Origin of the sequence: Acetobacter sp. (assembly GCF_022483985.1) — a bacterium.
Lineage (GTDB): Bacteria > Pseudomonadota > Alphaproteobacteria > Acetobacterales > Acetobacteraceae > Acetobacter.
Genome location: NZ_JAKVME010000001.1, coordinates 1,611,387 through 1,636,020, shown reverse-complemented (window position 1 = coordinate 1,636,020; position 24,634 = coordinate 1,611,387). Strand labels below are relative to the sequence as shown.

Below are 24,634 nucleotides of genomic sequence, written 5' to 3'. Positions count from 1 at the left end.
GCGACACACTCAAAAGTGAGATGCCGCCCTCAACCCGCGTCAGGCCGTGACCTGACGCTCCCACTCCGGCAGGTTGTAATAGTTGGAGATTCTCGTCACCTTACCGTCACGCACAGTGAAGAAGGCTCCTGCGGGGAGCAGGTAGGTCTGGCCCTTTGCTTCAGGCAGTCCGTCATCGGTGGCAAGATATTTGCCGTGCACCATGAACTCGGCGGCGGCGCGTGTGCCGTCCTCATTCACCATCACCGCGATGTCGGCAATGGTTTCCTTGTAGCAGCGGTCCATGCGCCCCAGAAAAGCGCGGAATGCGTCCTTCCCGACTTCCTTTCCGCCCTGATTGATATCATGGACGACGTCATCAGAGAGCAGGGCAAGGAAGTCATCGCGGTTTCCTGCATTGAACGTGGCGTAATAGGACGCGATCAGTGTCCGTGTGGTATCCTGTGTCATGTCACTTCCTGAAATTTTGTGAGAAACAGTCAACTCATCTTGTATAGATTGGGAACTTTTTGCAGAGCGCCTTGACGCGTTCGTGGACGGCGTTCTCGACGGCGGCGTCTCCCTCACCACCGGACGCGGCCAGCGCGGTCAGAACCTCGTCGATCATCTCGCCAACTTCGCGGAACTCCGCCTCGCGGAAGCCGCGCGCCGTCGCCGCCGGGCTGCCCAGACGGATGCCGGACGTGATCGCAGGCTTCTCCGGGTCAAACGGTACGGCGTTCTTGTTCGCCGTGATGCCCGCGCGCTCCAGAGCCTTCTCCGCGATCTTGCCCGTCACCTTCTTCGGACGCAGATCGACCAGCAGCAGATGGCTGTCCGTGCCGCCGGTCACGAGGTCGAAACCACGCGCCACCAGCGTCTCGCCCAGCGCCTTCGCGTTGGCGGCGACGGCTTTCTGATACTCTGCGAATTCCGGCTTCAGCGCCTCGCCGAACGCGACGGCCTTGGCGGCGATCACATGCATCAGCGGGCCGCCCTGCAGGCCGGGGAACACGGCGGAGTTGATCTTCTTGGCCAGCGCCTCGTCGTTCGTCAGGATCAGGCCACCGCGAGGACCACGCAAGGTCTTGTGCGTCGTGGTCGTGACGATGTCGGCATGCGGGATCGGGCTCGGATAGAGACCGGCCGCCACCAGACCGGCGAAGTGCGCCATATCGACCATCAGGAAAGCGCCGACCTCGTCAGCGATCCTGCGGAAGCGGGCGAAGTCGATGATGCGCGGATAGGCGGAGCTGCCGGCGACGATCAGCTTTGGCTTATGCTCGCGGGCGAGGGATTCCATCTCTTCGTAGTCGAGATGACCGTCCTGCTGGCGCACGCCATACTGCACGGCGTTGAACCACTTGCCGGAATAGTTCGGGGCCGCGCCGTGCGTGAGATGGCCACCGGCGGCGAGGCTCATGCCCAGCACGGTGTCGCCCGGCGCGACAACGGCCATGAACGCCGCCTGATTGGCGTTGGCGCCCGAGTGTGGCTGCACGTTGGCGAAGCCCGCGCCGAACATCTGTTTCGAGCGTTCGATGGCCAGAGTCTCGACCTTGTCGACCTCGGAGCAGCCGCCATAATAGCGACGGCCCGGATAGCCCTCGGCGTATTTGTTGGTCAGAACGCTGCCCTGAGCCTGTAGCACAGCCTCCGACACCATGTTCTCCGATGCAATCAGCTCGATCCCGTCACGCTGACGCTCGAACTCGCTCGCAATCGCTGACGCAACCTCAGCGTCAACAGATGCCAGCGAAGATTGGAAAAAGTTTTTCAAAATGTCCGTGCTCATGATTTCTGCCGTGTCCTGAACTGGAGTTCGGCAGCAGGAGGATGGAATGCCACTCTCCGGTCTGCCGTTATTACATGAGAATATAGAAGCGGGGAGTTGTGGGAGACTTTCATATTTGCGACGTCTCCTTGCCCGGAAACGCGGAAATTTTACGCCGCTGAAAAAACGTTCTTTCCGGCTGGAGGCACGGTCGTCGGCCAGTCCCGGCAGTTACGAACAGCACCGTTCTCCCGCACTTCTTCCAGTGTGTCCGGAGAGAGCGTCGCAAAAATCCATCCACCTTCGTCAAGTTTTCCTTCGGCGATCACACCGTCGTCAGGAAAGCCCCGGTCGACCGGGCCGTACACTCCGGCGCACCCATGATTCTCGTCCAGCGTGGCCAGCCAGGGCGCATCCCCCACGGTCGGTGAAACCGCGACGAAGCACTGATTTTCAAGCGCCCGTGCCTGTGAGGAAATCTTCACGCGGTTAAAGCCGTGCATGGAATCCGTGCAGGTCGGCACAAGAATCAGCCATGCACCGGCCTCGACCTGTGCTCGCGCCAGCATCGGAAACTCCGAGTCATAACAGACGGACGTTCCGATCAGTCCCCACGGTGTTTCGAACACGCCGGGTGGAGTGCCCGCTTTCACGCCCCATGATTCATTTTCGAAACGCGTCATGACGTGCTTGTCCTGAAACGCCACGGAGCCATCGGGCGCGATCAGCGGAGCGCGGTTTCGCACACCGGCTGCTTCGGGGCGGGGCAGGGTGCCCGGCATCAGCCAGACCGCATGCTTTTTGGCAGCCTCCCGCATGATGGCAAGAATGGTGTCGCTGTGCTCGCAGATGGCCTCCAGTTCGGCGGAAGGGTCCGGCTCGCTGGTAATCGCAGTTGCGGCTTCCATGCAGGCATATTCAGGCATCAGCAACAGGTCGGCGTGCTTTGCGCCCTCGGCCACCAGCCTGTCGAGATGGTCGGCATACTCTTCCAGAGAGGCGATTTTCGCGACTTTCCAGGCCAGCACGCCTAGTCGGAGGGGAGTATTCATCAATCCTCGTCCTGATTGTTATGCAGGAGCGCCTCGGGGATCGGGTCGCCTCTGAGTGGTTTGATATGAAAATCGAGCAAGTGATCCCGCTGGCCGGGGATGCCGGGTTCCTTCCAGCTCATGTGGCAGAAGAGACCGGGAAGGGGAGAAAAGCCACGCTTCCCCCAGAAATCTGCGAGAGAGTGCGCATCGTCCGGTCGGCGTGGGTCGGTTTTCCAGCGTCTTACGGCGCAGAATACGGCAAATGATGCCTGACTTGCGGAGCGCGCGTGGCGTTCCCGCTCTTCAAAAAACCGTACGCCGATACCCTGTCCACGATAGGATTCCAGCAGGACGGATTCTCCGAAATAGAAGAAGTCACTTGCGGAAAGGCCGCGTTCTTCAAAAGGCGCACGGATGCACGCCATTTCATCCTTCAGAGGAAGGCAGGTCGAAGCGCCGACAACCCTGTCGCTGTCCTTCGCCACCACGACGGCGGTTTCCGGACTCTGCATGTAGGCGTGCAGATAATCTTCCTCGTAGGCGAGATTTCCATCATAAAGATAAGGCCACTCCCGGAAGACCGTGATCCGCAGCCTTGCGAGATCAGGGACAACCGAAAGAAGGCGTTCTCCGGTAATGGTTTCAATCGTCACTGACATGACATCGGATTTCCCGTTTCCATGCCCGGCAGATCAGCGTTGCCGGGTCTCCCAGTGTGGTGCGACGTAATACGACGCATGTGATGGCGGCAGCATAGGCCGGTTACGGATGTGATCGGCAGCTTTTTCTGCGATCATGGTGGTTGGCGCGTTCAGGTTGCCGTTGGTGACACGCGGCATGATGGAAGAATCCACCACCCTCAGTCCCTCCACACCGATCACCCTTGTTTCCGGATCGACGACTGCCATCGGATCATCCGCCGCGCCCATCTTGCAGGTGCAGGACGGATGCAGTGCGCTTTCCACCTTCTGACGGATGAAGGCGTCAATCTGTTCGTCGGAGGTGCAATCTTCGCCGGGTTGCAGTTCATGACCATGGAAGGGCTGGAACGCTTCCTGATTGAACAGCTCACGGGTCAGACGCACGCAGGCGCGCATCTCTTCCCAGTCATCCGGGTGGCTCAGATAGTTGAAGAGAATCTTCGGCTTGTCTTCAGGATTTGCCGATTTGAGGCGTATGTGACCCCGGCTCTTTGAACGCATTGGTCCGACATGCGCCTGATAGCCGTGACCGGACGCCAGTCCCTTCCCGTCATAGGTGACCGCCAGAGGCAGAAAATGGAACTGGATGTCAGGGTAGGGGATGCCTGCCTTGCTACGGATAAAACCACAGCTTTCGAAATGATTCGTGGCGCCCAGACCATCTTTCCGCAGAATCCAGCGTAGGCCGATCTTCAGTTTCGCCAGCGGACTCATGGCGGAATAGAGGGTGATCGGCTTCTTGCAGGAAATCTGGAAATAGAATTCCAGATGGTCCTGCAAGTTCTCGCCGACACCCGGACGATCCGCGATTACCGGAATCCCGAGCGCTTTAAGCTGTTCGGCAGGGCCAATCCCTGAAAGAAGAAGCAGTTGCGGCGAATTGATCGAACCACCGGAGAGAATGACTTCCTTCCGTGCCCGCGCAACACATTCCTTGCCCGCGCGTGTATAGGCAATGCCGACAGCACGCTTGCCTTCAAACAGGATTTTCGTGGCGCGGGCCTGCTGATGCACTTCAAGGTTCTTCCGGTGCATGACCGGTCGCAGATAAGCATTCGCCGTGTTCCAGCGCCGACCGTCCTTGACGGTCATGCTCATTTTGTCGAAGCCTTCCTGCTGGTAGCCGTTATAGTCATGCGTGACCGGATAACCGGCCTGATAACCGGCTTTCAGCCACGCCGCATGGAGTGGGTTGTCCACCGTGCCATACTGGGTGTGCAGTGGCCCCGTGCGGCCACGATACGTGTCGTCTCCTTCCGTGCAGGACTCGGCTTTTTTGAAGTAGGGTAGAACATCAGCGTAGGACCAACCGGTCGCACCTTCCTTCACCCAGTCTTCAAAATCGAGCGCATTGCCGCGCACATACACCATGCCGTTGATGGAGGAGGAGCCGCCAAGCCCCTTGCCGCGCGGCGTGAACATACGCCGACCATCAAGGTAAGGCTCGGGCTCGCTTTCGTAAAACCAGTTGAAGCGTTTGGAATGCATCGGCATCGCCAGAGCGGTCGGCATCTGCACGATGATCGACTTGTCGCTGCCACCGAATTCCAGAAGCAGGACGGTGTCCTTACCGTCTTCGGTCAGGCGGTTGACCAGCACGCATCCGGCAGACCCTGCTCCGACGACGATATAATCAAATTCCTGTTCCATGGCCTGCCTCCTCAGTAGGGGGATTCGACATTGCCGAGCGCGACATAGACGCTCTTGATCTGTGTGTAATGGTCCAGAGCAGCCTGACTGTTTTCACGACCCAGACCGGATTGCTTGTAGCCGCCGAACGGCATTTCGATTGGCGTGATGTTGTACTGGTTGATCCAGCATGTGCCTGCTTCCAGCGCAGCCACGACGCGGTGGCCGCGGGCGAGATCGTTCGTAAAAACACCCGCCGCCAGACCGAACTCTGTCGCATTGGCGCGAGCAATGACTTCATCTTCGTCATGGAAGTCGAGAACGGTCATGACAGGGCCAAAAATTTCCTCACGGGCGATCTTCATGCCATCATGACAGCCGATAAAGATGGTCGGCTGCATGAACGCGCCCTTGCCGAATGCGCCGTCTGTAAGACGCCTCCCACCAGTCAGAAGCTGCGCTCCTTCGGCTACGCCACTTTCCACATAGGCCATGACTTTTTCCAGATGCGGCACGCTGATGAGCGCACCGACATCCGTATCCGCTGCCAGAGGATCACCGATCTTCATCGCCTCCACGCGATGCTTCAGTTCGGCAAGGAACCGGTCCCGGATTCCGGACTGCACGAAAACACGCGTTCCGTTCGAGCAGATTTCGCCACCCGAGTAGAAATTGCCAAGCAAAGCAGCGGAAACGGCATTGTTTACGTCAGCATCGTCAAAGATGATGAGCGGAGATTTGCCCCCCAGTTCCAGCGTGACGTATTTCAGTGTGTTGGAAGCCTCGCGCATCACGGCCTTGCCCGTGGGAACGGAGCCCGTGAGACTGACCTTGCGAATATCGGGATCGGCGCACAGGCGTCGTCCAACGTCGCCCGCTCCGTGCAGCACATTGAACACCCCGTCAGGCAGACCTGCTTCCCGATAGATTTCGGCCAGCCGCACCGATGTCAGCGGTGTCATTTCTGAACTCTTGAAGATCATCGCGTTGCCGCAGGCCAGCGCGGGGGCGGACTTCCAACAGGCAATCTGGATCGGGTAATTCCATGCGCCGATACCCGCCGTCACGCCGAGAGGTTCACGGCGCGTGTAGGCGAAGGCCTGTTCGCCGAGATCCATGGCTTCGCCGTTGATCGTGCAGGCGACGGACCCGAAATATTCAAGAGCGTCCGCGCCGGAGAGAATGTCGACAGCCGTCGTCTCTGCAATGGGTTTGCCGGTATCGAGAGATTCGATGCGGGCGAGCCTGTCATTGTCACGGCGGAGAAGGTCGGCTGCCTTACGCAGAACGCGGCCTCGTTCCGTGCCGGTCATTCTCGCCCAGATTTTCTGTCCACGTTTGGCGCTTTCAACAGCGACCGCGTGTTCCTGTTCGCCTGCGATTTCTACTTCCGCAAGCACTTCGCCGGTGGCTGGATTGCGTGTCTCAAACCGTGAGCCCTTCGTCGGCATGGGGCGTCCGTTGATCCAGTTGGTGCAGACTTCCTGCCGTTTGATCTGAAGGGACGGTATTGGCAGACTCGCCTGATTCAATGCGATCTGATTGTCCAGAAAAGCGGTGACCTGCGCTCTCGCGGCGGTGCTGTCAGCCTCTTGCCAGTCCGAAAGCGCCGCCCGCAGCCAGGTGCCGTCAATCAGCGCCGCTATCGAGGTGGCGAGCGAGTGAATGTCCCGACCGGGCAGAAGCGCTTTCAGATCATGGGACAGGTTGGACAGAATCCGCTTCTGGTAGATTCTCTGGATACGTTTGAGCGTCGGCACGTAAGGGACCTGTCCCCAGAAAGACAGCCAGGTCGCGCCTTCCTCCTGCTGGAACTGGTCTCTGGCCAGCAGGGAATCGATGACGGCCTGGAGACGCTCGCGGGGGGTACGGGCTGTCAGAAACCGCTTCATGATCTCATGCCGCAACGATTCGGACTGATACCAGAAGGCTGTGCCGAGCAGCGTGTCCTTGTCGCCAAAATAATGAACCAGCAGACTTGGCGAAATATCCGCGCGTTCGGCGATCCGGGCGAGGGTTGTCCCAACATACCCGTTATCGGCAAGAACCGAGAGCGTTGCAGCGACAAAAGAGCGACGACGCTCATCATCCAGTCGTGCCATGGGGGAGGGAGCTGAGGGCTGCATCATGGAATCCCAATGCCTTTGAATGATCGTTCAATGTCGTCTTTATGTCGAAACGAAATGGAGATGTCTACAGGAAACAAGAAAAAGGAAGAAGCGGATTTTCGGCCAATTCTTAGCATTTTTAGCCAAAAAAATGTGCTTTTGCAGCGATGGGCATTCTTTGACTGACCATTTAACGTGGGCGTTGGCGAGGTTGACCGAAAAGCGGGGTAAACGGCGACTTTATCCAATACGACGTCGGAATAAATCAATTCGTTTCTGTTTCTTGAACGCAATGATGGGCGGGTGAATAAACTTTAGCCAGCCTGAACGGTTTCAGACCAGGAAGAGCGGGATGTGTGTTCTGACGTGGCATGCGAAAGAGCTTTATATCCGGCGTCTTTCAGTTACGATATCGAATTGAAATAAGGCGGGCCGTATGGAGCGGTTCGCTGGACAATATCTGTTCGTGGCTTTCCATCGCCTTGGCCAGGCCTGAAATCTCCAGACTGTGAAGCGAGATCAATGAACGGGCTCGAAGACTGGATCACATCGCATAAAATACCTGTCGGTGAAGTGGCGTCGAATGCCGTTGACTGGATCAGGGATCATTGTCAGGGTGGCTTTGACGTCATAAGTGAGGCGATCGGTTCCTGTGCTGACGGGTTTACCAACCTGTTGACGTCGGTTCCGCCTGTACTGTTTGTGGCCCTTCTGACAATTGCTGTGTGGTTCTGGAAGCGTGCTATCGGAACCTGTGTTCTGGTCGCGCTTGGCCTGCTGTTCATCATCAATCAGGGATACTGGCAGGAAACGATGGCGACCCTGTCGCTCATTTTTTTCGCGACAGCCACCTGTATGCTGGTCGGGGTGCCGATCGGGATCGCTTCAGCGCATCGGCCATGGCTTGCACGTACGCTGCATCCGGTGCTGGATCTCATGCAGACGCTGCCGACTTTCGTTTATCTGATCCCGACCCTGATCCTGTTCGGTCTCGGCACCGTTCCGGGCACGATTTCGACAGTCGTATTCGCCATTCCCGCGCCCATTCGCATGACGCAACTGGGGATTTCCTCTGTCTCGAAAGCCTTGCTTGAGGCGGGTGATGCGTTTGGCGCCACGCCGAGACAGCGTTTGTGGAAAGTCGAGATTCCAGCGGCGCTTCCCATGATCCGTGAAGGTCTGAGTCAGTGCATCATGCTCAGTCTTTCCATGGTGGTGATTGCCGCTCTGGTCGGTGCCGGTGGACTGGGTGTGCCTGTCGTGCGCGCCCTGAATACGGTGCAGATCGACACGGGTTTTGAATCCGGTCTGGCTATTGTTCTGGTTGCCATCATTCTGGATCGGCTCTGCCGCAAGAAAACGCACTGAGGAGATTATCGGATGGAAGCCGTGCGGACAGAACCTGAAGGTAAAACTGCTGCTCTCTCTTTCAGGAATGTCGATATTCTTTTTCATCGGAATAATTCGGCAAGTGCGATTGCGCAGGCGGTCAAACGTCTGGATCAGGGGGGGACGAGGGAGGAGATCGCTGCCGAACTGGGGGTGACTGTCGGTGTTGCGAATGCCAGTCTTGAGATCAGACGCGGCGAGATCAGCGTGCTTATGGGGCTGTCCGGCTCGGGGAAGTCCACATTGCTTCGTGCTGCGAACCGGCTCAATAAAGTGACGCGAGGCAGTATCGAGATTGGTAATGGTACGGCCTTTGTCGATATCGCCAGTTGTGATGACGAGACATTGCGGGATATGCGACGTACCCGCGTTACCATGGTTTTTCAGCAGTTCGGTTTGCTGCCATGGCGCACGGTGCGGGAAAATGTTTCGTTTGGTCTTGAGTTGCGTGGATTTACTCCCAACGCACGGCGTAAGATCGCTGAGGAAAAGCTGGAACTGGTTGGTTTGACGCGCTGGGCCAATTCCTATGTTTCCGAACTTTCGGGTGGTATGCAGCAACGCGTAGGACTGGCGAGGGCTTTCGCCACGGATGCCGACATTCTCCTGATGGATGAACCGTTCTCGGCACTTGATCCGTTGATCCGTCGCAAGCTTCAGGATGAGCTTCTGGACCTTCAGACACGGCTCAAGAAAACCATCGTTTTCGTCAGTCATGATATTGACGAGGCGCTTCGTATTGGCAGCAATATTGCCATCATGCGGGAAGGGCGCATTATTCAGGCGGGACCACCACAGGAAATCATTTCTTCGCCTGCCGATGATTATGTCCGTGATTTTGTAAGGCACATGAATCCGCTACCCTTACTGAATGCTGCAAGTGTGATGCGTCTTCTGGATGTCTGTCCCCGTATGGGGGATGAGACCATTCAACTCGATACAACGGGAGTCTATGGTTTCAATCCTGCGACCGCTACCGTGGTGGATAGGGCAGGACAGGAAATTACATTACAGTTTCAGGATGCTGACGATATTTCCGAAGTAAAAATCGTTCCGGGATGTGTCTATTGTGTGCCTGTTGCCGCTTCTCTCAACACGGTCGCTGTTCTGCGTCAGAAAAGCGGTATGCCGGTGTTGATTTCTGATGCGGGCCGGATTGTTGGATTGTGTGATGACGCGGATATGATTGGTGCGATTACAGGGGTTGCACGAGCAGCAAAAGCGAATTGATCCTTTTATATATTCAAAAAACATAACTTATAAAAACCTGACGAGCGCATGGTGCTGCAGAAGACTGTCTCTGAATGAGGTTCTAATTGTTTCTGTTGCGGAATGTATGGTGGTGGGATCATACTTGCGGCAATGGGCGAACAGGAAAAGGACGAGTAACTGTCATGAAGAAGAAAATTCTCGCCTCCATGGTTTTTCTCGGGATGGGGCTCAGGGTTCTGCCTGCTCATGCTGCGGAGGCCGAAGCCTGCCAGATGGTCCGTATCGGGGATGTCGGCTGGTCTGATGCGGCCGTCACCAACGGCGTTGCCGCAAACCTTCTCGCCGGATTGGGTTATAAAACCAAGACAACCATGGTCACGCTTGCTGTGGCCTATCTGTCTCTTGAAAACCATCAGCTCGATGTGTTTTTGAGTGACTGGGAGCCTTCGGGCGCGTCCTATATCGATCCTTACCTCAAGAGAGGAAAGGTCGAGCGTATCGTCAAAAATCTTGCAGGTGCGCGCTATACGCTGGCCGTGCCGGATTATGTCGCCAAGCAGGGGCTCACGCAGTTCAAGGATATTGCCGGGTGGGCATCCAAACTGAACAGCACGATCTATGGTATTGAGTCAGGTAATGACGGTAACAAGATTGTTCTCGATATCATCAAGGCCAACGACTTTGGTCTGGGAAAATTCCATCTGAACGAGAGCAGTGAGCAGGGGATGTTGTCTCAGGTTTCCCGTGCGGTTTCCGCCCAAAAACCGATTGTGTTCCTAGCATGGGAGCCGCATCCCATGAACATGAATTTCCACCTTACCTATCTGTCCGGGGGCGAAAAGCAGTTCGGCGCCTCCGCCGAGGTCAATACCATTGTAACCAGTGGTTATGTGGAAAAATGCCCGAATGTCGGACATCTCCTCAAGCAACTGACTTTCACCATCCCCGCTGAAAACGAGATGATGAAAGAGGTTGCCGAGACCCATGCCAAACCCGAAAAAGTGGCCAAGGACTGGCTGAAAGCACATCCTGAAGCTGTGGAAAAATGGCTTGATGGTGTTTCGACGGCTGACGGGAAGCCAGGGCTCTCTGCCGTCAAAACCTATCTCGACCAGTAATATGAACCGTGAAAGCCGGAGGCGTAAGCCCCGGTTTTCGCGTTAGTCGTTCTTCCCGATGACAGGATTTGCAGTCGGAGATACGGCGCACTTGGCGCATAGCCCCTCGACCTCGACGGTTGTGTGCTGCAATCGGAAACCTGATTTTCGGGATGCCGCCACGATAGAGGCAAGAATGGCGGAGTCCTCAAGTTCAGTCACGCTGGAGCATTCGCGACAGATCAGAAACTGACTGGCATGAACGCAGTCGGCATCATGCTCGTGGCAGGGTGCGCGCCCCAGAGTATGTGTGCAGGGCATGAAGGCGGATAGCCGTTCGATCTTGTGAATCAGGCCGAACTCCATCAGGAATTCCAGCGTCCGATAGACCGTCGGCGGAGCGGCATTACCCTGAAGGGCCTGAAGGCGCTGAAGAAGATCATAGGCTCCCAGCGGAGCATTGGCTTCAAGCATCAGGCCGAGAATCTGGCGTCTCAGGGCGGTCAACCGCACTTGCCGCCGGGCACACAACTCATCCGCACGGGCAAGAAGGGCCTCGACGGATGCGGAAAACAGATGAGGGGCAGTGTCAGTCGTCATGATGGGCGGGATGGTAGGCCAGAACGGGTCGATTGCCCACCCATTCAGTAAGTTACCTACCACCGCTGACGGGTAGCTTGAGCCAGCATCTCGGGGATCAACTCGGTTTCCGGCAGGTTTTTCCAGTATCTGGGAGACATTTCCGACCGCATGGCCTTCACCTTGACGCGTGCGGGGTTGAAGATCGAACGATAATACACCTTCCACAAGGACTCTGCTTCGTCCTCAAGGAGCGCCGGCGTGCAGGCTTCTCTCGTGACGACACAGCTTTCCCCATCCCAGCCAATGGACCCTTTGGGAGTGAGGATCATCCAGTTCATATCGGTGAAACGACGTGCGAAGAACGGGGCGGCTTTCTCAAGAATATGGTGTTCAGGCTCAAACCAGGCGGCGAAATGACGTGTGTTGCTGTCTTGTGACGTTTTTTCCCTGAACCGCACAAAAGCTTTCATCTTGTGAATTTCACGGCTGATCTGGTGGGTCATTCTGCTGGCCGTGGCGACATCAGGGTCGGTCCCTGTCTTCAAAAGAGAGTGTTCCCTCCTGCTCCGCCACAGGATGCGATAGGCGAGGGCGAATTTTTCTGGATTAGCGTGGCATAAAAGCGTCTCCAGAAAATTCAGGCACTCCTTGCTGACGCTCTGAGAAGGCGCGGTATCGGTTTCTGGTAACGGGTCAGACTGTGAAAACAGATCATCCTGTTCGGACGAACTGCGCCAGACGACACGATCTGGCGCAATTCCCGCAGCCAGAAGCGGGCGGGCATGAAGACGCCATAGGGAAAAAGGCGCCGCATCCGGCAGTGAAACGCAGTGCTCTTTCATAAAAGCGACAGTTGTTGGGGCGGTGGCGCAAAGAGGGATTTGAGATCGAGGCGGTCGATCAGCTTGACAGGACGCCAGTCCGGCGTGGTGATGAATGGCCGTATTTTCCTCAGACTGACGCGCAGCCGTTCCAGATCATCCAGACGGATGGTTTTGTGACGGCGCGTTGTAAGCAGCACTTTCACAGAACGAGGGCCCAGTCCCGGCACCCGCAGCAGGAGTTCGCGAGACGCCTGATTGATGTCCACCGGGAAGATGGCGCGATTATCCAGCGCCCAACTCAGTTTCGGATCAACTTCCAGATCCAGCATGCCGTCGGGGCGGCTCTCAGTGATTTCCTGAAACTGGAAACCATAAAAACGAAACAGCCAGTCTGCCTGATACAGGCGATGCTCACGCAGAAGCGGCGGCCTCCGGGCGGGAAGGGCCTGTGACGCATGGGGGATGGGGCTGAAAGCGGAATAATAGACCCGTTTCAGTCGGTAATCCGAATAAAGCGATGAACTGCTTGAGAGGATATCCTGATCGGTTGCGGCGTCCGCGCCGACAATCATCTGTGTGCTTTGCCCGCCGGGTGCGAAGCGGGGAGGGCGGCGTCCGGTGAGGGTTTTCTCCTTCGTCGCATCCATCTTTTTGCGGATATGCTCCATGGCGGATCGGATACCGGCGGCATCTTTCTCCGGCGCGTACTGGTTCAACCCGGTCTCGGTGGGCATCTCCACATTGATGGAGAGACGATCGGTGTACAGTCCGGCTTCCGCCAGTAGGTCGGGCGAGGCGTCGGGGATGGCTTTCAGATGAATATAACCGCGAAAGCTTCTGTCCAGACGAAGAACTCTGGCGACGCGAACAAGTTCTTCCATGGTGTAATCGGACGAACGGATGATGCCGGAAGACAGAAACAGCCCTTCGATATAGTTGCGTCGGCAAAATTCCATCGTCAGCCAGACGATTTCCTCGACCGAGAAGCGGGCGCGCTCCACGCCGGATGATGCTCTGTTGATACAGTAGGCGCAGTCATAAACGCAGAAATTGGTCATCAGAATCTTGAGCAGCGAGACGCAGCGTCCGTCCGGTGTCCATGAATGACAGATGCCGCTGCGTTCGGTTGACCCCAGCCCCGGCTGTCTGGTCGAACCACGCCGGTCCGAGCCGCTCGATGCACAGGAAGCATCGTATTTCGCGGCGTCTGACAGAATGGCCAGTCTTTCGGAGAAAGTGCGTTTCATAGCATGTTCATGATATGTTCCTTTTATGGATGCGTCAAATATTTCTGATGCCGTGGAAAAGCATTCGGGGCTAAAATATGTGCATTTTTTACGTATATGGGGAAGCTTTCAGAGCTTCGCTCCACATTACAAAGGGTCTCAACCCCTTTGATCTCGACCTGCTAAACAAGGGGAGAGCGGCGTCATGCAGCTCTCCTTCTGATGTGTTTTACCAGGTGTAGCCGATGCTGGCCTGCGCGTTGCGGCGCTCTCCGTAATAGCAGAATTCCTGCCCATAAGAGGCATAGGCCAGACAGTTGGCGACAAACCGTTTGTCGAAAAGATTCCGGACGCTGGCGGCTGCCGTCCATCCGTGCAGGGCGGGAGAAAGCTGGGCGAGATCATAGCGCAGGGAGCCATCAAACAGCGCGTATTGCGGAACCCATGCGCTGCCGTAAGAAGCTTCGCCGCCATAGGCTTTGGCCGTGTAACGCATGCCTCCACCAAAACCGAGACCTTTGACCGGACCGGAAGGCATTGTGTAGAACGCGAACAGGGAAGCGTTGCCTTTTCCCGATTGTATCAGGGGTTTTCCAGTTGAGTCGTCGTGGACTTTCTGGATGCTGATGGCTGCGGTCAGGACAAGGTTCTTGTAGGGTTCGGCATGGGTTTCAAACTCGAAGCCATCGGAATGAACTTTTCCGCTTTCTGTATTGAAGCCAAGCGCGGAATTAGTCGTCACGAGAACATTGGTCTGCTCGATGTGGAAACCGGCGACGGTGAAGAGAACGGATGTGCCGGGAATCTGGTATTTCAACCCGCCTTCAAGCTGCTTCCCAAGAGAAGGATTGGCCTGACGCATGGTTTTTCCGCCATCGTTCGAGACAATTCCTGACTGTGGCTGAAAGGATGTTGAGTAGCTGATATAGGGGGAAAGTCCGAAATCGAAGTGGTAGAGGCCTGAAGCGCGCCATGTGATCTGGCTCGGATTCTCGCGGGTGTCGGTGTGGGAAATTGATTCCATCTGGTGCGAGCGGTACCAGTCGTTGCGAAGGCTTCCTGTCAGCACCAGACCACGCCAGCGGATTTCGTCCTGCCCATATACGCCGATCTGATGCGAGTTGGTCTGATAATTCAAGTAAGGACTGATGGGCGCGATGGCCATGCGGTAGTCCGGGTAGCGCACGTCAATATCTGGCGCGGTTCCGGAATATCCCACTTCTCCTGCGCTCTGCTGCATGTAATCGAAACCGAACATCAGATTGTGTTGCAGGAAGCCTGTGCGGACCTTGCCCTTGAACTGGCTGTCGAATTCCAGATTGTGCGTGTGCTCGTCGGTGCCGAAAGCATAGCGGGGCAGTGTGTAGGTGTTGCTGTAATAACCGGCGTTATAGATGCTGCGATAACTGGTTTTCAGATCATCATAACGTCCGCGTGTTGAAAAGCTCCAGTCATCACTGAAACGATGATTGAGAATGTAGGTGATCGCTCCCTGTTTTCGGTTGAATTTCTCGAAAGAACTGTCGCCATCATAGAAATTCCGTGGAAGATACCCGAAGGACGCGCGCTTCAGGGACCCGACGAGCGGCACGCCGCCATAAGTGCCGTTTTCCGGATCATACTGATAATTTCCCAGAAGGGTCAGGGTAGTCGGCCCATCACCGCCGAATGTGAGGGACGGGCTGATGGAGAAACGCTTGCTGCCGGTGCGGGCAAGCTGGGTATGCTGCCCGTTGGCGGTGCCGTAGAGCCGGTAGCGGACGAACCCGTCATTCGTTGCGTATCCGCCAACATCCGCATCCACGCGATAAAGATTGAAACTGCCACCTGTCGCGTTGATGCCGCCGTAAAAACGCTGGTCAGTCGGCAGCTTGCTTGAAAGTGCGGCAAGTCCGCCGGGGCTGGACTGTCCGTAGAGCGCGGAAGCGGGGCCTTTCAGAATTTCAACACGCTCAAGGCGGGATGTGTCGGTCTGTGCCGTCGCATAACCCGTCGGGCTGTCCTGCAATTTCAGGCCGTCAAGAAAGGTCGGAACCGTAAAGCCTCGGAGCTGAAACTGGTCGTAGCGCGTGCCGACACCGCCGCGAAGATTGGGGGTTATGCCCGCAGTGTAACGAACGGCCTGATTGAGATCCAGCACCCCGCGAATGTCCATTTCGTTACGGGTGATGACGCTGACAGACTGGGCTGTCTCGATAAGGGGAGTGTTCGTTTTTGTGGCTGACGAGGCGATGGTCGATGCCCGTCGTCCACGCACTTCCAGATGCTCGGTTTTTGTCGAGGCTACTGACGATTTTCCCTGTTTTCGGGGCGTTGCGGGTATTTGCTGAGAGTGCGTCATGCCGGGCTTTTCTTCCTGATCGGCAGCAAGGACTTCGCCGCTCATGATGAGCGAAAGAGGGAGGGCGTAAGCGACCCTGCTGCGGCGCATGGCGGACTTCATTGAGGGCTCCTGAGACTGTGTATGCAGGCCCGTATAGTAAATGCGAATCATTTGCAACATGTGTTTGCGGGGCGGAATGCGGGTTCTGTTGTGATGATACAGAGATTGGGAGACTGCGGATGTAGGTGTTGATTGGTATATCGCTTTATTATCATGTATTTAATTTGCATTTTCAAATAATTTTATTCATTTTATTAAGTAGTATGTAGAAATATTCATATGTTTAAGAGAATTTATCTAAATATTATATTATTTTTTGTTCTTTTCTGAAAAGGAATTTTTTATGTCGGGCGTTTGCGGGGTGTTCGTGGTTGGTCGCTTTGAAAGCATGCTCTCGCATTTTGTGGAAAACCCGGCGACGTAGCCATTGTGATGGGCGTTGACGGTGGCTGGGATGGTTATCGAGAAAATGTGCGACCCATAGAAGTCGGAGTAATCCCAGCCCCCGAACGCCTTCGAAGGAGTGCCATGACCAGTGCCTGTGACGACCTCGGAACGGTGATTCCGTAAACCTGAACGACAAACCAGAGCTGGCTGTGTCCACCGGCACGCAGAACCGGTGTATCGTTACCCGGTCCACGATCAGCACCGTTTTCGAATGCCCACCGCCAGCCTGTCCCCTGAAACACTCTGCTGATTTTCGATGGACAACATTACGGCTTCGAACCAATCTGGTCGGTAACGCTCCTGCGGGAGAGACAGGATTGGGATGGAATGACTGAGTCGACAATCAGCCGGAGCAGCACCAGCGAAGGCTATAAAAAGACTTTGGGTCGCAGACAGATGCAGATGATCGCCATCGGCGGCTGTATCGGCACCGGCCTTTTCCTCGGCGCGGGAAGCCGCCTTCAGCAGGGCGGCCCGTCACTGGCCATCGTCTACGCGGTGTGCGGGCTCTTCAGCTTTTTCATTCTCAGGGCTCTGGGCGAACTGACCATGTATCGCCCAAGCAGCGGAAGCTTCGTATCCCATGCCCGCGAGTTTCTTGGCGACAAGGCGGCCTATGTCGCGGGATGGGTTTCATTCCTCAACTGGGTGATGACCGGGATCGCCGATATTACGGCGGTCGCGCTTTACATGCATTTCTGGAGCGCTTTCGCGTCTTTTCCTCAGTGGGCGCTGGCGCTGATCGCCCTGTGCATTGTGACAGGCATGAATCTGATCGGCGTCAAATATTTTGGCGAAATGGAGTTCTGGTTTTCCATGATCAAGGTTGTCGCGCTGATCGTCTTTCTGATTGCGGGCTCGATCATACTGGGGTCAGGCATGTCGATCGGCGGGCATCAGACAGGTTTTCATCTCATCGCGGATAATGGCGGCTTTTTCCCGCATGGTATGCTCGCTGCCCTCGCCCTGACGCAGGGAGTGGTTTTTGCCTATTCCGGAATCGAGCTGATCGGGACTGCGGCAGGGGAGTGCGACAATCCCCGGGACATTCTGCCGCGGGCCATCAATAGCGTGATCTGGCGTATTGCCGTGTTCTATGTCGGAGCCGTTGTGCTGCTGGTCTGCCTGCTGCCCTGGACGGCCTATCAGGCAGGTGAAAGCCCCTTCGTGACCTTCTTCAATGCGCTGGGTGTGCCGTATGCGGACAGCGTGATGAATGTCATCGTGCTGACGGCGGCTCTGTCCAGTCTGAACTCAGGCGTCTATTCCACCAGCCGTGTCCTGCGCGCTCTCGCGATGGGTGGAGCCGCTCCACGGTTTCTGAGCGCCATGAACAGTCATTCCGTGCCTTATGCTGGCATTCTGCTGATTGCGGCATTTTATCTTGTCGGTGTGGTGCTCAATTATATTGTGCCGCAGAGTGTTTTTGAGATTGTTCTCAGTTTTGCGGCAATCGGTATTATCTGCACATGGGGCATCATTATACTGAGCCAGATTGCGTTCCGCAGAGCCGTCGCCCGTGGGGAAATCGTCGCTCCCACATTCCGCATGCCGGGCGCGCCGTTTACATCATGGCTGACTCTGGCTTTTCTCGCGGGTGTGGTCGTGTTGATGGCGTGCGATTATCCGGCCGGGACCATCACCGTCGGGGCGACACCTCTTCTGGTAATTCTCTTTGTGATCGGCTGGTATCTGACGCCCAGCAAGCCGCCCATGCTGATGCCGGAGACATCGTCATCGCCGATCCTGACCGACATGGTCATGAAGGAACAGCCAAAAATGCCCTGATAACGCCGCTTTTGGGATTTTTAATAATAACTTCCATATAGGGGAGGTGGCACAGGCCGCTACTCCGTGTAAATGTCACGCGGTCTGGATCGGGCCACTCGGATTTCAGTCCTTTTGGGTTTCGTCGGTGTGCATGCAGGGAACCGAAGGAGTGTGGGGTTGATGTCTCTTCTGTCGCGGCATGAGCCGAAGGTGAGAGGCGGCATCGGGCTGTTCGGGCGTTCCCAGACACGCGCCATACGTTAAGAATAAAGGGTAATAAGAATGTCCAACGACCGTATGAAAAGCCAGATTTCGGAAAAGGGCGGCTTTATCGCGGCACTCGACCAGAGCGGAGGCTCAACGCCGGGCGCTCTGAAAGCTTATGGCATTCCCGAGACGGCCTATTCTTCCGAAGAAGATATGTTCCGTCTTATCCACGACATGCGCGTGCGCATCATCACCGCTCCGAGCTTTTCCGGCGAGAAGGTGATCGGTGCGATCCTGTTCGAGCGTACCATGGACGGTCTTGCAAACGGCAAGCCGGTCCCGGCCTATCTCTGGGAAGAGCGCGGCGTCGTCCCGTTCCTGAAGATCGACAAGGGACTTGAGGATGAAGCCAACGGCGTCCGTCTGATGAAGCCGAATCCCGGTCTTGACGCGCTGCTGGAGCGCGCCGCGAAGCTGGGCGTTTACGGCACGAAAGAGCGTTCCGTCATCAATCTGCCGAATCAGGAGGGCATCGCCGCCGTCGTGAAGCAGCAGTTCGAAGTCGCCCATCAGGTCGCGTCTCATGGTCTGGTGGCGATCATCGAGCCGGAAGTTCTGGTGAATAGTCCTGACAAGAAGGGCGCGGAAGCCATTCTGCATGACGAACTGCTCAAGGCGCTCAACGCCATGCCGGGCGACTACAGGGTCATGCTGAAAGTCACCATCCCCGAGGTCGCCGACCTGTATGATGATCTCAGCAAGCATCCGCGCGTTGAGCGTGTCGTGGCGCTTTCGGGCGGTTACTCTCTCGATGAGTCCTGTGAACGCCTGAAGAAGAACCACGGCATGATCGCCAGCTTCTCCCGCGCCCTGCTCGGCGGGTTGCAGGACGGCATGTCCGACGCCGAATTCGATGCGGCGCTCGGCGGCACGATCAGCAAGATCTATGACGCTTCCGTGAACAAGGTCTGAGCCTTCCGCCAGATCTGACGGTTTCTGCCAGACAGCACGATCCATATTTTATATATATGGATCGTGCTGTTTCCATATAGTGGTCATGAGGCGACTCTCTCGTCAGACTGCCTTCCAAATCGAGGCGCCGGGCAGAAGGTCCGGCAAATCCTCTAGAGGAGGCATGTCATGACCAAGCCATATACTGTCGGCCATTATCTCTCGGAACGTCTGGGCCAGATCGGTCTGAAAGATCATTTCGCGGTCGCGGGCGACTTCAATCTCGTGCTGCTTGACCAGCTTCTTGAAGAGGGTTCCACCAAGCAGCTCTATAGCTGTAACGAGTTGAACTGCGGTTACACGGCCGAGGGATATGCCCGCGCCAACGGTGCGGCGGCCATGATTGTCACTTTCAATGTCGGCGCCCTGTCCGCCATCAACGCCATCGGCTCCGCCTATGCCGAGAGTCTGCCGGTGATCTTCGTGTCCGGTGGACCGAACACCAACGATCAGGGTTCCGGTCATATCCTGCATCACACGATCGGCAACTCGAATTACGGCTATCAGGCCGAGATATTCCGTCAGGTCACCTGCGCCACGGAAGTCATTCTTTCCGCCGAGAACGCTCCGTCACAGATTGATAACGCCATCCGCACAGCGTTGCGTATGCGCAAGCCCTGCTACATCGAAATTCCCTGCAATCTCGCGTCGGTCGAGTGCGTCCGTCCGGGTCCGGTCGGCTCCCTGCTGGCTGAAACGACCCCTGACACGGCCAGCCTTGACGCTGCCGTGAAAGCGGCCTGCACGTTTATCGAGACACGCAGGAACATCGTTATCCTCGTCGGCAGCCGGGTTCGCACGCTGGGCTCGCTTGAGCCGATCGTGGCGCTTGCGGACCGGATCGGCTGTGCTGTGACGGTCATGAGCGCGGCCAAAAGCTTCTTCCCTGAAGAGCACAAGGCGTTCCGTGGTGTTTACTGGGGTGAAGTCAGCTCCCCCGGCACTCAGGAACTGGTCGAGAAAGCTGACGGCGTGATCTGTCTCGCCCCGATCTTCAATGACTACGCGACGGTCGGCTGGCAGTCCAAGCCGCCTGCGTCACAGGCCCTGATCGCCGATCTCGCCGAAGTCACGGTTGATGGCCAGAGCTTTGCGGGCTTCCACCTTGGCGCGTTCCTCGCCGCCCTGAGCGAGAGGGCTCCGAGCCGTCCGGCCACGGTCGAGAACACCACCTACACACCCGCCGGAATTCCCGAAGCGACCCCGGCGGCCCCGCTGACCAACGACGAAATGGCGCGTCAGATCAACGCCATCGTTGATGGCAACACGACCATCACGGCCGAGACCGGAGATAGCTGGTTCAACGCCGTGCGTATGAACCTGCCGAATGGCGCTCGTGTCGAAACGGAAATGCAGTGGGGGTCCATCGGCTGGTCGGTGCCCGCCGCTCTTGGTAACGCCATCGGCTCACCGGATCGTCAGCATATCCTGATGGTTGGTGACGGCTCCTTCCAGCTTACCGCGCAGGAAGTCGCGCAGATGATCCGCTATGAAGTGCCGGTCATCGTGTTCCTCGTGAACAATCGTGGCTACGTCATCGAGATCAAGATCCATGACGGTCCGTACAACTATATCAAGAACTGGGACTATGCCGGTCTGATCAAGGCGTTCAACGCCGAGGACGGTCATGGTCTGGGTCTGCATGCCCGCACCGGCGCGGAACTGGCGGACGCCATCGCGCAGGCCAAGGCCAACAGGAAGGGGCCGACCTTCATCGAGTGCCATATCGCCACCGAGGACTGCACCGATACGCTGGTCCAGTGGGGCAGGAAGGTTGCAAAGGCCAACAGCCGTCCGCCTCAAAAAAACTGAAGGCTGCGGGTATTCCGCATCCATGATTCTGTCACCCCGGCCATCTCGTCGGGGTGATATCGTCTGGAGTGACGTCATCTGGAGGGGAAGTGACCGGGGAGAAGGGCTGTATCGGTTTACTTGCGGCCATCCAGACGTAATAGTCACGGCCAGATCAAAATGCCGGTTTCATTTCCGGTTCTGACGACGTTTCTGTCTCAAAAGGGCAGATCTGAACTCGACAGAAGTGTGCGGAAAGAGCATTTCCGGCACCTGTTATAGCGATAAGGTGATACCGCTTGAGGAGAAGGGCGGGTTACCTCTGTGAGGAAGCGTTTCATGCGAGTTGGGTTGTTTGTTCCGTGTTACGTTGATGCGTTTCACCCCGAAGTGGGGCAGGCGACGCTCGAACTGCTGGAACGCTTTGGGTGCGAGGTTGAGTATCCGTTCGACCAGACATGCTGTGGTCAGCCCATGACCAACACGGGCTGTCACAAGGAATCGAAGGCGACGGAAGAACTCTTCGTCCGCAATTTCAAGGATTATGACTATATCGTCGCACCTTCCGGTAGCTGCGTGAACCATATCCGCAAGAATTTCGACGCCGTGGCCCAGACCGACGATGTAAAGCATGTGCGCGCCCGCACCTATGAACTGGTCGAGTTTCTGCATGACGTGCTGAAGGTGGATGCCTTCCCCTGGGCGGAGTTCCCTCACAAGGTCGCGCTGCACAATAACTGCAATGCCCTGCGTGGCCTGAATATCGCCAGCATGAGCGAGCTTCGTGAGGACAAATTCTCCAAGCCGCGTGATCTGCTGGGCAAGGTCAAGGGGCTGGAACTGGTCGATATCACCCGTCCTGACGAATGCTGCGGTTTCGGCGGCACGTTCTCCGTGTTCGAGGAAGCCATTTCCGCGCGGATGGGACAGGACAAGGCCCGCGATCAGGCGCGTTCTGGCGCTGAATATGTCACATCGTCCGACAGTTCCTGCATGATGCATCAGGAAGGCTGCGCCAAGCGGCTCGGTCTTCCGACCAAATACATCCACATCGCCCAGATTCTGAATGGTGAACACGTATGAGCATCGAGAATCAGGCTGCTCCGATCACTCCTGCCGGTCGCACCGATGATGGCGCTCCGGCGCATCTGACCCATGCCGCGGGGGCTTCCGTCACGCTTCCGGCCTACGGTCCCGAACCGCAGCCACGCGGCGCGATCATTCGCGGCAACAGGCCGGTCGATCAGTCGGAAGCGGCGAAGCGCTTCATGGCGGCGCCTCAGCATCTTGAAATGCATGACCGTCGCCTGTGGGATCTGCGCCAGAAGCGTGACGGCCAGAAAGCGATCATCGAGGAATGGGAAGAGCTTCGCCAGCTTGCGTCCGATATCAAGACACACACGCTGACGCATCTCGATACCTATCTGGAGCAGTTCGAGAAGAACGCGACGGCGAATGGTATCAGGGTGCACTGGGCGAAGGATGCGGCTGAGCACAACAGCATCGTTGCTGAAATTCTGCATTCGAAAAACGCGAAGAGCCTCATCAAGAGCAAGTCGATGCTCACCGAGGAATGTGGCTTTCGCGAAGCGATGGCGCATGAAGGCATCACGGTTGTCGAGACCGATCTCGGCGAGCGTATCCAGCAGCTTGATAACGAGAATCCCAGCCATGTCGTGGTGCCGGCGGTTCACAAGCTCCGGACCGACGTGGCTGAGGTGTTTTCAAAAACCATTGGTTCAGATCCGAATAATTCTGATGTCAGCTATCTGACCGAGCAGCAGCGTGAACATACACGCCCGTTGATCCTGCATGCGGATGCGGGCATGACCGGCTGTAACTTCGCCGTCGCTGAAACCGGTTCTGTCGTTGTCTGCACCAACGAAGGCAACGCGGACCTTTCGGCCAACACCACGGGTCTGCATATCGTCTCCGTCGGGATCGAGAAGATTATTCCCAATCTGAACGCGCTCGCGGTGTTTGTGCGGATGCTGTCCCGCAGCGCGCTCGGTTCGCCGATCACACAGTATACGTCGCATTTCCGTGGGCCGCGTCGTGGCGCCGAGATGCATATCGTCATCGTCGACAATGGTCGTACCGAGCGTCTGGGAATGGAAAAGTTCTGGACGTCGCTGAAATGTATCCGTTGTGGCGCGTGCATGAACACCTGTCCGGTGTTCCGTCGTTCCGGCGGCCTCAGCTATGGCGCGACCTATGCGGGCCCGATTGGTCTGATTATCGACCCGACCTTCAACCGCCACAAATATTCCACCCTGCCGTTCTCCTCGACCATGAACGGAAGCTGCACGAATGTCTGCCCGGTGAAGATCAATATTCACGAGCAGATTGCCGACTGGCGTCAGGTTCTGGCCGAGAATCATGAAATTCCGGCATTCAAGAAGACGATGATGAAAGCTGCCGGAGCGCTTCTTGCGTCACCCAAGCTGTATCGCGCCAGCCTGCCAATGGCGGACAGCGCGCTGCGTCATCTGCCGCGTTTCGTGCTCTACAACAAGCTGAACACATGGACGCGGGGTCGTGAAATGCCGCACGTGCCCAAAGAAACTTTCCATCAGTGGTATAAACGGACCCGTGGTGTGGACGGAAAGAAGAAGTGATGAGCAGCACAGACAGCCGCGCGGCGATTTTCGCCGCCATCCGGGCCAACCGTCCCAGCATCCAGCCGCCTCTGCCGGAGGTGCCGCTGTTCGATGAGAAAGCGCCGTCCGATCTGGTCTCCGCCTTTTCGGAAATGCTTGTGAAAATGGGCGGAAAACTGCTGGATGCTCAGGGACAGGACCCGATTTCAGCTCTCCGGGCCGCTGTGGCCGGGAAGGGAGTCATCGCTACCTGCGTGCCGGAACTGCATGGCGATGTCTCTCTCCAGATTCGTCAGATTCTGCCAGACATGGACCCGCGTTCCCTCGCTGATGTGGAAATCGGTGTTGTGCGGGCGGCTTTTGGTGTTGCGGAGACAGGTTCGGTCTGCCTCACGGATGACGGACTGATCGTCAATACAAGTGGCTATCTGCCGCAACATCTGATCGTTCTGCTTGATCCGACTCAGATCGTGGCCAATCTGCATAACGCCTACCGTCGTCCGGAATTCCGTGAGCATAAATATGCGGTTTTTCAGACTGGGCCGTCTGCGACCGCAGATATTGAAGGCGTCCTGATCCACGGCGCGCAGGGTGTGCGGTCGCTGCGTGTTCTGTTCTGCCCGAAGCGGGGTTGACAGGCATTTTCCGTATGCAGGGGATGATGCTTTTCCTCTGCATACGTGCCGACATCATGCTCACTGGCACAGGTCAAATGATGTATTTGCCCTGTGCAGCCGCAATTATGTATAAATTCTCCGGCTTCTCCCTGCTCGACGGTAAGGTTGAGACCGTGTCGGGGTAGGTCATATCCCGTAGACTTGATCGCATTGGGATGTGAGACAGTTGGCCGCTGACGGGGTGTTTCCTGCT

At 56.7% G+C, this 24,634-nt stretch carries 19 protein-coding genes; 9 read left to right on the top strand and 10 right to left on the bottom strand.

Annotated features, from left to right (window positions below; all coding sequences use genetic code 11):
* Positions 1–39 precede the first annotated feature (39 nt).
* The 6 genes from LKE90_RS07210 to betB form a co-directional block, all read right to left on the bottom strand.
* Entirely contained in the window at positions 40–450 is a 411-nt protein-coding gene (locus LKE90_RS07210; protein ID WP_291492262.1) for a ketosteroid isomerase-related protein, read from the bottom strand.
* A gap of 34 nt (positions 451–484) precedes the next feature.
* Entirely contained in the window at positions 485–1,774 is a 1,290-nt protein-coding gene (gene glyA, locus LKE90_RS07205) for a serine hydroxymethyltransferase (protein WP_291501396.1), read from the bottom strand.
* A gap of 149 nt (positions 1,775–1,923) precedes the next feature.
* Positions 1,924–2,805 (bottom strand): carbon-nitrogen hydrolase family protein, encoded by an 882-nt coding sequence (locus LKE90_RS07200; RefSeq protein ID WP_291493930.1) that lies wholly within the window; start codon positions 2,803–2,805, stop codon positions 1,924–1,926.
* On the bottom strand, positions 2,805–3,446 hold the full coding sequence (locus tag LKE90_RS07195; protein ID WP_291493932.1) for a GNAT family N-acetyltransferase: 642 nt from the start codon (positions 3,444–3,446) through the stop codon (positions 2,805–2,807). Before LKE90_RS07195 ends, LKE90_RS07200 begins: the two co-directional genes overlap by 1 nt.
* Before the next feature lie 33 nt (positions 3,447–3,479).
* Complete coding sequence (gene betA / locus LKE90_RS07190; protein ID WP_291493934.1) at positions 3,480–5,138, bottom strand: choline dehydrogenase; 1,659 nt, start codon at positions 5,136–5,138, stop codon at positions 3,480–3,482.
* 11 nt (positions 5,139–5,149) lie between these two features.
* A complete protein-coding gene (gene betB / locus LKE90_RS07185; protein WP_291493936.1) occupies positions 5,150–7,246 on the bottom strand; it encodes a betaine-aldehyde dehydrogenase in 2,097 nt (698 codons plus the stop codon).
* Positions 7,247–7,747: 501 nt separating this feature from the next.
* Here betB and choW point away from each other — a divergent pair.
* The 3 genes from choW (at position 7,748) to choX (ending at position 10,944) form a co-directional block, all read left to right on the top strand.
* Positions 7,748–8,593 carry a choline ABC transporter permease subunit gene (gene choW, locus LKE90_RS07180; protein WP_291493938.1) on the top strand — a complete coding sequence of 282 codons (846 nt, stop codon included), beginning with the start codon at positions 7,748–7,750 and terminating at the stop codon, positions 8,591–8,593.
* Positions 8,594–8,605: 12 nt separating this feature from the next.
* Positions 8,606–9,844, top strand: coding sequence for a choline ABC transporter ATP-binding protein (choV, locus tag LKE90_RS07175; RefSeq protein ID WP_291493940.1), 1,239 nt, complete (start codon positions 8,606–8,608; stop codon positions 9,842–9,844).
* A 164-nt stretch (positions 9,845–10,008) separates the two neighbouring features.
* Positions 10,009–10,944: a choline ABC transporter substrate-binding protein gene (choX, locus tag LKE90_RS07170; protein ID WP_291493943.1), complete on the top strand. Its 936-nt coding sequence runs from the start codon at positions 10,009–10,011 to the stop codon at positions 10,942–10,944.
* A gap of 42 nt (positions 10,945–10,986) precedes the next feature.
* Here choX and LKE90_RS07165 read toward each other — a convergent pair whose 3' ends face one another.
* The 4 genes from LKE90_RS07165 to LKE90_RS07150 all read right to left on the bottom strand — a co-directional run bounded on the left by LKE90_RS07165 (position 10,987) and on the right by LKE90_RS07150 (position 15,998).
* Positions 10,987–11,523, bottom strand: a complete 537-nt coding sequence (locus tag LKE90_RS07165) for a transcriptional repressor (protein ID WP_291493945.1) — start codon at positions 11,521–11,523, stop codon at positions 10,987–10,989.
* 56 nt (positions 11,524–11,579) lie between these two features.
* Positions 11,580–12,347, bottom strand: a complete 768-nt coding sequence (locus LKE90_RS07160) for a TIGR03915 family putative DNA repair protein (RefSeq protein WP_291493947.1) — start codon at positions 12,345–12,347, stop codon at positions 11,580–11,582.
* Positions 12,344–13,576 carry a putative DNA modification/repair radical SAM protein gene (locus LKE90_RS07155; protein WP_291493949.1) on the bottom strand — a complete coding sequence of 411 codons (1,233 nt, stop codon included), beginning with the start codon at positions 13,574–13,576 and terminating at the stop codon, positions 12,344–12,346. The genes LKE90_RS07160 and LKE90_RS07155 overlap by 4 nt, the downstream gene beginning before the upstream one ends.
* Before the next feature lie 208 nt (positions 13,577–13,784).
* Positions 13,785–15,998, bottom strand: coding sequence for a TonB-dependent siderophore receptor (locus tag LKE90_RS07150; RefSeq protein ID WP_407066098.1), 2,214 nt, complete (start codon positions 15,996–15,998; stop codon positions 13,785–13,787).
* A 714-nt stretch (positions 15,999–16,712) separates the two neighbouring features.
* Between LKE90_RS07150 and LKE90_RS07145 the strand changes: the two genes are divergently transcribed.
* From LKE90_RS07145 to LKE90_RS07120, 6 genes are all read left to right on the top strand, one after another.
* Positions 16,713–18,173: an amino acid permease gene (locus tag LKE90_RS07145; protein ID WP_291493951.1), complete on the top strand. Its 1,461-nt coding sequence runs from the start codon at positions 16,713–16,715 to the stop codon at positions 18,171–18,173.
* Between the two features lie 264 nt (positions 18,174–18,437).
* A complete protein-coding gene (locus LKE90_RS07140) occupies positions 18,438–19,334 on the top strand; it encodes a fructose bisphosphate aldolase (protein ID WP_291493953.1) in 897 nt (298 codons plus the stop codon).
* 168 nt (positions 19,335–19,502) lie between these two features.
* Positions 19,503–21,185: an alpha-keto acid decarboxylase family protein gene (locus LKE90_RS07135; RefSeq protein ID WP_291493955.1), complete on the top strand. Its 1,683-nt coding sequence runs from the start codon at positions 19,503–19,505 to the stop codon at positions 21,183–21,185.
* A gap of 318 nt (positions 21,186–21,503) precedes the next feature.
* Positions 21,504–22,247: a (Fe-S)-binding protein gene (locus tag LKE90_RS07130; RefSeq protein WP_291493957.1), complete on the top strand. Its 744-nt coding sequence runs from the start codon at positions 21,504–21,506 to the stop codon at positions 22,245–22,247.
* On the top strand, positions 22,244–23,782 hold the full coding sequence (locus tag LKE90_RS07125) for a lactate utilization protein B (protein WP_407066099.1): 1,539 nt from the start codon (positions 22,244–22,246) through the stop codon (positions 23,780–23,782). Before LKE90_RS07130 ends, LKE90_RS07125 begins: the two co-directional genes overlap by 4 nt.
* On the top strand, positions 23,782–24,399 hold the full coding sequence (locus LKE90_RS07120) for a LutC/YkgG family protein (protein ID WP_291493959.1): 618 nt from the start codon (positions 23,782–23,784) through the stop codon (positions 24,397–24,399). Before LKE90_RS07125 ends, LKE90_RS07120 begins: the two co-directional genes overlap by 1 nt.
* Positions 24,400–24,634: the final 235 nt, after the last annotated feature.